General features: G+C 39.4%; 10 protein-coding genes. 9 read left to right on the forward strand and 1 reads right to left on the reverse strand.

Annotated features, from left to right (window positions below; translation table 11 throughout):
• Positions 1–322: 322 nt before the first annotated feature.
• Positions 323–445 carry a hypothetical protein gene (locus tag HED67_RS17280; protein ID WP_260702787.1) on the reverse strand — a complete coding sequence of 41 codons (123 nt, stop codon included), beginning with the start codon at positions 443–445 and terminating at the stop codon, positions 323–325.
• Positions 446–1,150: 705 nt separating this feature from the next.
• Between HED67_RS17280 and HED67_RS15710 the strand changes: the two genes are divergently transcribed.
• The 9 genes from HED67_RS15710 (at position 1,151) to HED67_RS15745 (ending at position 7,633) form a co-directional block, all read left to right on the forward strand.
• Entirely contained in the window at positions 1,151–1,531 is a 381-nt protein-coding gene (locus HED67_RS15710; protein ID WP_096241042.1) for a helix-turn-helix domain-containing protein, read from the forward strand.
• Positions 1,509–2,237, forward strand: coding sequence for a LytR/AlgR family response regulator transcription factor (locus HED67_RS15715; protein WP_096241041.1), 729 nt, complete (start codon positions 1,509–1,511; stop codon positions 2,235–2,237). Before HED67_RS15710 ends, HED67_RS15715 begins: the two co-directional genes overlap by 23 nt.
• Positions 2,224–3,519 carry a GHKL domain-containing protein gene (locus HED67_RS15720; protein ID WP_096241040.1) on the forward strand — a complete coding sequence of 432 codons (1,296 nt, stop codon included), beginning with the start codon at positions 2,224–2,226 and terminating at the stop codon, positions 3,517–3,519. Before HED67_RS15715 ends, HED67_RS15720 begins: the two co-directional genes overlap by 14 nt.
• A gap of 110 nt (positions 3,520–3,629) precedes the next feature.
• The gene (locus HED67_RS15725; RefSeq protein ID WP_096241039.1) at positions 3,630–3,779 is read left to right on the forward strand and encodes a cyclic lactone autoinducer peptide; all 150 of its coding nucleotides are present in this window, start codon (positions 3,630–3,632) and stop codon (positions 3,777–3,779) included.
• A gap of 2 nt (positions 3,780–3,781) precedes the next feature.
• Positions 3,782–4,372 carry an accessory gene regulator B family protein gene (locus tag HED67_RS15730; RefSeq protein WP_096241038.1) on the forward strand — a complete coding sequence of 197 codons (591 nt, stop codon included), beginning with the start codon at positions 3,782–3,784 and terminating at the stop codon, positions 4,370–4,372.
• 239 nt (positions 4,373–4,611) lie between these two features.
• Positions 4,612–5,031, forward strand: coding sequence for a sigma-70 family RNA polymerase sigma factor (locus HED67_RS15735; protein ID WP_226840088.1), 420 nt, complete (start codon positions 4,612–4,614; stop codon positions 5,029–5,031).
• A gap of 5 nt (positions 5,032–5,036) precedes the next feature.
• On the forward strand, positions 5,037–5,276 hold the full coding sequence (locus HED67_RS15740) for a helix-turn-helix domain-containing protein (RefSeq protein ID WP_096241036.1): 240 nt from the start codon (positions 5,037–5,039) through the stop codon (positions 5,274–5,276).
• Between the two features lie 405 nt (positions 5,277–5,681).
• Positions 5,682–5,831, forward strand: a complete 150-nt coding sequence (locus HED67_RS17155) for an SHOCT domain-containing protein (RefSeq protein WP_070090346.1) — start codon at positions 5,682–5,684, stop codon at positions 5,829–5,831.
• Positions 5,832–5,896: 65 nt separating this feature from the next.
• Positions 5,897–7,633: a recombinase family protein gene (locus tag HED67_RS15745; RefSeq protein ID WP_221718844.1), complete on the forward strand. Its 1,737-nt coding sequence runs from the start codon at positions 5,897–5,899 to the stop codon at positions 7,631–7,633.
• Positions 7,634–7,702 lie beyond the last annotated feature (69 nt).

Genomic DNA, 7,702 nt, shown 5'->3' on the forward strand with positions numbered 1-7,702 from the left:
CACTTCACGAACTAAAAAGAATGGTCCGCTTTGAAGGTGCGAAAAATATTTTTGGCTCTTTAGTCGTCACCACCAAAACAGGAATTCCTGTTAAGATCGTTTTCGTACGAAACCGCAATAAGAAGAGTGAATGTCTGTATCTCTTAAGCACAGACGTTTCTTTAAGTGATGCTGAGATCGTACGGATTTATGGAAACATATGGCAGGTTATGCCGATATCTGCATAACCTGCCATATGCCGATATTTTAGAAATGCCGATAAAATTTCTATAAGATTCCATGCCTGACCCAATATCAGGCATGGTTAATAAACTATCGGCATTTATTTTAATCCACAAAGCCGCTTGATAGTATCTTCGTCATTGGCATACTTGAACATCACATCATCCTTAAAGATGGAACTGTCACTATCGCTAAGTTTATACCGTGTTTTTATCATCAACATCGCTTATCTCATAGATTGTCTCATACTCATCAAAGGAAATACTATAATAATGACTGATTACGTCTCTATAGTAAGAAATGCCGATATATTTACAAAGTCTTATAAATCCAATATTTCAGAAAGTCAAAAATCGGCATTTCTAAAATATCGGCATATGGTCTATCGAATGTTTTTTCAGATCATCAAAATCCTTTCTGAAGTTAGGCACTGAATTTCAGAGCCATAATTATGGTGCAATGGTAAGCCATACGACCATTGTATTTACAAGATACATCATTCTGGAATGGATCCGCAGGAACCAAAATGACCAGAAAACGTATGGCGAATTATTCTTCATGTTCTGCGATGATATCCAGGACATGGACTTAACCAGTTCACTGCAGAGCCTTATGGCTCTGTTTGTGGAGCACATTTTAACATTATCTGCTGATATTACATCCATCATAAAATGTAAAGTAAGTGAATGGATTGCATCTCAAGCCGCATTTATTCAGGCTTTATTTAGAGATATCAGCTGGGAAAGTTGAGTTAATTATAAGAAGATAATTAAAAAATATAAGGTATAATGCAGGAAGTGGACAGCGAATAGAGCTGCCCACTTTCTTTTTTTTGATATTGCGTAATTAAATACTCCTATTATTTGTATCAAGAAAATGTGAAAAGGGTAGCATGGTAGTATCACGTATATTTAAGGAGTAAACGATTATGGAAAGCCGGATTAAAATGCTTCGGGAAAAAAGGGGCTTGATACAGGAGCTTCTAGCAGTAGAGATAGGAGTAACACAGCAAATGCTCAGCAAATATGAAAAGGATATTACCATCATAAAAGTAGATGTCTTAAAAAGGATAGCAGAATATTTTAATGTAACAACAGATTACCTGCTTGGGCTGTCTGACATGAAGCGGGATCTGTCCGGTCAGATCAAGATGAATGAAACATTGGATGAGTATTATGACCTGATAGAAGTGTACAGAAGAATGGATGGGTATGACAGGGAAATGGTATGGTCGATCATGCAGACTGTTGGAAAAACTGCAGAGAAAAGAAAGCGGGGTGTGGGAAATGATAAAAGTAGCGATCTGTGATGACGATATTGCGACAACCGGAAAGATAGAGGATATGTTGTGCCGCATAGCAAAGAGAAACTTTATTCCGATAGAAACAGAAGTGTTCTGGGAAGGAGAGCATCTGTCAGAGGCAGTAGAGAGTATGAACAACTTTGATGTTATCTTCCTGGATATCGAGATGGGGCAGGCTGATGGGATCACAGTGGCACGGAAAATCCGGGAGACAGATAAAAATGTCCTGATCATCTACGTCACGAGCCATGAAAGCTATATGCAGGAGTCATTTTCCGTAAGACCATTCCGTTTTTTGGTAAAACCCGTAGAAGAAAAACAGATAGCGGGTTGTCTGGAGGCGGCATATGAAGAAATCAGCAGCGCCGACAGTTATTTCCGGTACAGCTACCAGAGGCTGAACTGCAAAATACCGGTGAGGGATATCCTTTATTTTGAAAGCAAGAGAAGAAAAGTGTACATAGTTACAGAAAAAGAGACCTTTGAATTTTATGGAAAACTGAATGAGATTGAGGAAAGCCTGAGAGCCAGCAAGGGCATTTTCCTCCGGATACACCAGTCTTTCCTGATAAACTATAAACACATAAAAGGACTGGCATACGATTTTGCCGTAATGGATAATGAGGAAAGGCTCTCAATCAGTGAAGACCGCCGGAAACTGATCAGTAAGCAATACTGTGCGATGGAGGATACGTTTTATGTCGGCATGTAAGTGGATGGCAGATATGCTGCTGACGATGTTTACAGTATATCTCTTTTTCCTTTATTTTGGGATGTTTTTTGAAAGGAGAAAAAAGAATATCCGTGTATTGCTTGGGGTTATCGTGCTTGTACTCTGGCAGGTAGGAATCCCGGAGGTTATCAATGAACTTCCGAAAGCATGGAACATAGGGACAACAGTAGGGCTTGCCCTGTTCGTTGTGGCAAATGTATTTGAAGGAAAGGCATGGATGAAAAGCTTTTTTGCGGTTACATTTGCAGCCATCTGGATGCTCGCGGAAATGCTGATTGGCAGCGTGCTGATGATTTATGGGGAAAGCATCGTGGAAAGGCAGATTTTTGGTGCGTTTGCTTCAAGGTTCCTGTTCTTCCTGATCATCCTGGCTTTAAGGAAAGTATTTACAAATGAAAAGGTTACGGGTCTGCCGACGGGGTACAGCATCCTGATCATATTTATCCCGACTGGGAGCATATATATCATGAACGCAGTGTTTGTACTGGCTTACAGGACTGACTGGGAATATGCCGAGGGGTATTCTCTTGTTTCCGGTCTGATACTGCTGTTTATCAATGTGCTGATTTTTTATATTTATATACGGCTGGCAGATGATTTACGGATACGGCGGATGAATCTGGTGTATGAACAGCAGCTAGACCTTTGTGCGAGGCACCAGGAAGAGAGGGAACTGTCCGTGCTGCAGATGAGGGATGTGCGGCATGGTATGAGAAACCATCTCCTGTCGATCCTTGCATATGCAGAGAGAGGGGAGAGGGAGAAGCTTATCCAGTTTGTAACCGATATAATAGAGGATGGCAGGCTGAGACCGTCCGAAGAGATCAATACCGGGAATATCGTGACAGATTCCCTGGTAGGATACTGGAAGAAAAAAGCAGAAGATGCGGGGATAGAATTTCTGACGGATCTCAGCATCCCGATGGAGATGCCATTCCGGGGAGCGGATATAAGCCTGATCATGGGAAACCTGTTGGAAAATGCAGTGGAAGGCGCCGGGAGGGCAGAAGGCCGGAAGTACATACGGCTAAAGATGAAATATGACAAAAACAACCTGCTGATAACGATAGAGAACAGCTACCGGGGAAAGCTGGCGAAAGGGAAGGGGGAGGAACTGAGAACAACAAAAACGGATACAAGCAATCATGGGATCGGCCTGCCATCTGTCCGTAGGGCGGCGGATAAATATCAGGGGGTATTGTCTGTTGACACCACAGAGCCGGGGCGGTTCCTTGCCAGAGTGGTGTTGTATGGAAGTTGAAAGTGTGGGTAAGGGAAAAGTTACATGAACACTCGATATTTTGACATTAAGGAAATGGATGCGTTTTTTTGTGATAAAGTGTTAAAAACAAATGAAAGGAGTTTCAAAATATGAAAACAAAAGATTTAAAACTGCAGTCCGCCAAAGCATTGGCAAGTGCATCTTTGAAGATTGGAAAAGTATCGGCAGACAGCGCCTGCGCATATATTTTCCATCAGCCTAAAATGCCGAAAGAACTTAAAGCATTAAAGGAAAAATAAATATGAAATATTTATCGGAGAAAATAACAGATTATGTTATTAAAACCGGTGCAGCTTCCGAGGAATCATATGCGATATATCAGTATGGATTTCAGATAGGACTTGAAATGGTAAGTTGTTTTCTGACATGCTTCTGTATAGCGATATGGTTGCATATGATTCCGGAATTTGTAGTCTTTACTATTGTTTTTATGCTGTTGAGAACTTATGCCGGTGGTTTGCATCTGAATAGATTTGGAGCATGTTTCTTGTGTTCGGTTTCTGTTCAGACGTTGATATTAGTAATAAACAGTAAGTTTACTTTTCCTGTAATTTGCTCATGGATTTGTATTGTAGTAGGTCTGAGCATGGTTTGGATGTTAGCACCAGTAGAAAATATCAACCGGGAACTTGATCAGAATGAGAAAGAACATTGTAAAAAAGTTACGGAGAAAACCATAAGCGGGATACTTGTTTTTGCTATTTTCTGTACGCTTGGCAGGTTTTTAGAAATGGTATCTTTGGTTGCTATGACAGTTTTATTGGTTTTGATTTCTCAATGTATTGGTGTATTAAAATTTAAAATTGAAAAAAATGTGTATAGCCGGGAGTGATAGCGATATTATTCCCGTTTTTTTATGTCTGTGATACATAGTTGTATTAAAATGTGGGTGGTAACTGAAACAGCTATAGAGTGCGTCCGATGGGCAATGGCTCATATGGGCGCATTTTTATATACGGAAACATTAAAAAATTTCTTCTTGTTTTTTCGATTTTTTTTAAAATTTTGACTGTCCTCGTTACAAAGGGGGCAATAAGATGTTTTCGAAAATAGCTTTCAGGCAGAGGGGAGGTGATCCCCTTGAATCTGACAAGACTGGAAAAAGCTGTTGTGCAAAGAAAATTTATCAGGTATTGCATTAAAGTGCTGGATGGTGAAGCACTGAATTATTTGGATGAAATGGACAAGATCTGGGAGCGGGAAATCAATTTCTCTGAACTTCGGGAAGAAATCCTAGACGGGTTTTGTTCTTATGACGAATTTATGAAAATTCGATATTTCCAGATTATGGGTATGGAAGTGCCTGTTAAGGATGAAGCAATCAGTGAAGCACTGTACCGTCTGCCGGAAAAGAAACGGAAGATAATTCTTATGTCTTATTTTCTGGATATGACGGAAAAAGAAATTGCAGAATGTATGAATCTTGTACAGAGTACTGTGCATTACCATAAAGCGGATTCTCTGCGATTATTAAAGAAATTATTGGAGTGATACATATGCAGTACAGAAAAAAGAAAGAGCAAATTGCATTTGAAGTGATTGAGGATGCCATTGGAGGCGATGCTGTAGCAATAAATCAGATTATTGATTATTTTCAGCCCTACATTAACAGTAGATGTCGGAGAAAGTTTATAGATGAGAGCGGGCGAACAAGATATGGAATTGATGAATATATGAAGCGCCGGATGGAAACTAAACTCATCACGAAGATATTGGGATTTAAAATACAGCTTTAATACTTTTGAACATGGGAATTTGCCCCTTTTTGTCCATGTGAAAAGTAATGAGAGTTGGCGTACCTTGACAATTTCATATTTTTCCTGCAGGACGCAGAAAACAGTGGAGCTGTGTGATGGATACGCCATGACTGCCTGTGTCTGGTACTTTGCGACATCGTGGCGCAAAGTTGCCGGACATTGAAAGCGAAGGAATGCCAGTTTGGGTATTGAAGTAAAGGCACGAGCGATAAATATCCGATCACAGGCAAAGTAACGGGGACTTTGTGCGAAGATACTGCTTTCTGATAATGAAACTTCCGGAGATAAGCTGCTTCGGTCCGAGAGGATGGTGTGATACCAATGAGGCTGTGCCCGGCAGCCGCCTGCAGGAGAGTATTATTTAGAAAGGGGTATCTGATATATATGGATAATAAAAAAATATTGAGATATAGTATGCAGCTATCTATGTTAAAGCAGTTGCTTTCTAAGAAGTTGATTAATGAAACTGAATATCAGGTAATACAAAAAAGATTAATGAAAGATTATGGTATCGTATCCAACATTACTGCTTGACGGTATATCTGTATTGTATTATAATATAATCAACGCTATGGTAGGAACACAAAAAGGAGGGCGAAATGGAAGTTGAATTGATTAAAGCACATGATTCATTTGACGGTTCTGCCAGACGGAAGATTGAGCGGTTGAGAGTGGCGGCTTATTGTCGAGTAAGTACGGACGATGAAGATCAGATAAAGAGTTATAACTCAATGGTTACGCATTATACAGAGTTAATTAAGAATAATAAAGAATGGATATTTTCAGGTATATATGCTGATAAGGCAATCACTGGGACAAAGGTTGATAAGAGAGAAGAGTTTCAGCGGTTGATTCAGGATTGCATGGATGGCAAGATAGATATGATTATTGCCAAAAGCCTTCCACGATTTGCCAGAAATACTCTGGACACATTGAAATATGTTCGTATGTTGAAAGAGAGAAATATTGCTGTTTATTTTGAGGTTGAGAAGATTAACACATTAAAGGACGGCGAATTTCTAATGACTATTTTAAGTTCTGTAGCACAGCAGGAAGTTGAAAATACTTCTGCTTATGTGAAAAAGGGCTTGAAGATGAAAATGAAGCGGGGGGAACTGGTAGGATTTCAGGGTTGTTTGGGATATGATTATGATGTGGAAACAAAATCTATCTCAATCAATGAGGAAGGCGCTGTGGTTGTACGGTACATTTTTGATAGATATGTGGCAGGAGCAGGCAGCACAATGATAGCCAGGGAATTGAATGAGCAGGGTCATCTGACAATTAGAGGAAATCCCTGGACTTCATCCAGTGTTATGGGAATCATTAATAATGAAAAATATAAGGGAGATATTTTACTTGGAAAAACCTTTACGGTTGATCCGATTTCAAAAAGACGCTTAGAAAATCTTGGAGAGGAAGATCGGTATTATATACATGATCATCACGAACCAATCATTACAGAGGAACAATTTGAACGGGCGCAGGAGATGAGAAGACGTAGAAACGGAAATCGGAAATGTGGAGTCACTCCTGGAAAACGTGAAAAATTTAGTCGGCAGTTTGCGTTTAGCTGTATGGTAGAATGCGGATTCTGTGGCTCTAATCTTTCTCGTAGGCGATGGCACAGTAGCTCTAAGTATAAAAAGACGATATGGCAGTGCGTTAAATCAACAAAAGAAGGAAAGAGATTTTGTCCGGATAGCAAAGGCATTCCAGAGCAGGTCATAGAAGAAGCATTTATTGAGTCTTATAGGATGTTGTGTAATGATAATAAAGATGTTCTGGAAGAATTTTTGAAGCGAACCGAGAAAGCACTTGGAGAAAATTCGATTGAAGATCAGTTACATAAGCTGAAGAAAAGCATTGACAAGGTTTCTTTAAAGAGAAAAAAACTACTTGATAATTATCTGAAAGGCATTATTGAACAGGATATTTATGAGGAAACGGATGTAGAACTAAAAACTGAACTGACAAATACAAGAGCAAAGCTGGAATATCTGCAGCAACAGTCGGATGAAAAGAGTTCATTGCAAAGGAGGCTTTCAGATTTCAAAAAAGCACTATCGCATAATGAGGTGCTAGAAGAATTTGACAGAGGAATATTTGAGAGTATAGTTGAAAAAGTAATAGTCGGCGGACTAGACGAAGATGGAAACAAAGATTCTTATAAAATTACTTTCATATATAAAACAGGATTTAAGAATGAAATTGGAAACGCAAAAGAAAGATTCGGGAAGTCATCAGGTATTGGAGACAAAGTGAAAAAAATGTGTTCCGATATAAGTGACGAGGTAAAGGGTGTGTGTTCCGATGTTAGTCTCAACACATTGTGAAACAGTCTGCCTTCTGTCGAAAAAAGCCCAATAAATCAAAGGATTTCGTCATTTTGGGAATAAAATAGA

The organism is Pseudocoprococcus catus, from assembly GCF_019734885.1.
Classification (GTDB): Bacteria; Bacillota; Clostridia; order Lachnospirales; family Lachnospiraceae; genus Coprococcus_A; species Coprococcus_A catus.

Excerpts from the sequence above, each read along its gene's own strand:
- HED67_RS17280 (WP_260702787.1), bottom strand. The coding sequence starts at position 445 with ATGTTGATGATAAAAACACGGTATAAACTTAGCGATAGTGACAGTTCC.
- HED67_RS15710 (WP_096241042.1), top strand. The coding sequence starts at position 1,151 with ATGGAAAGCCGGATTAAAATGCTTCGGGAAAAAAGGGGCTTGATACAG.
- HED67_RS15715 (WP_096241041.1), top strand. The coding sequence starts at position 1,509 with ATGATAAAAGTAGCGATCTGTGATGACGATATTGCGACAACCGGAAAG.
- HED67_RS15720 (WP_096241040.1), top strand. The coding sequence starts at position 2,224 with ATGTCGGCATGTAAGTGGATGGCAGATATGCTGCTGACGATGTTTACA.
- HED67_RS15725 (WP_096241039.1), top strand. The coding sequence starts at position 3,630 with ATGAAAACAAAAGATTTAAAACTGCAGTCCGCCAAAGCATTGGCAAGT.
- HED67_RS15730 (WP_096241038.1), top strand. The coding sequence starts at position 3,782 with ATGAAATATTTATCGGAGAAAATAACAGATTATGTTATTAAAACCGGT.
- HED67_RS15740 (WP_096241036.1), top strand. The coding sequence starts at position 5,037 with ATGCAGTACAGAAAAAAGAAAGAGCAAATTGCATTTGAAGTGATTGAG.
- HED67_RS17155 (WP_070090346.1), top strand. The coding sequence starts at position 5,682 with ATGGATAATAAAAAAATATTGAGATATAGTATGCAGCTATCTATGTTA.
- HED67_RS15745 (WP_221718844.1), top strand. The coding sequence starts at position 5,897 with ATGGAAGTTGAATTGATTAAAGCACATGATTCATTTGACGGTTCTGCC.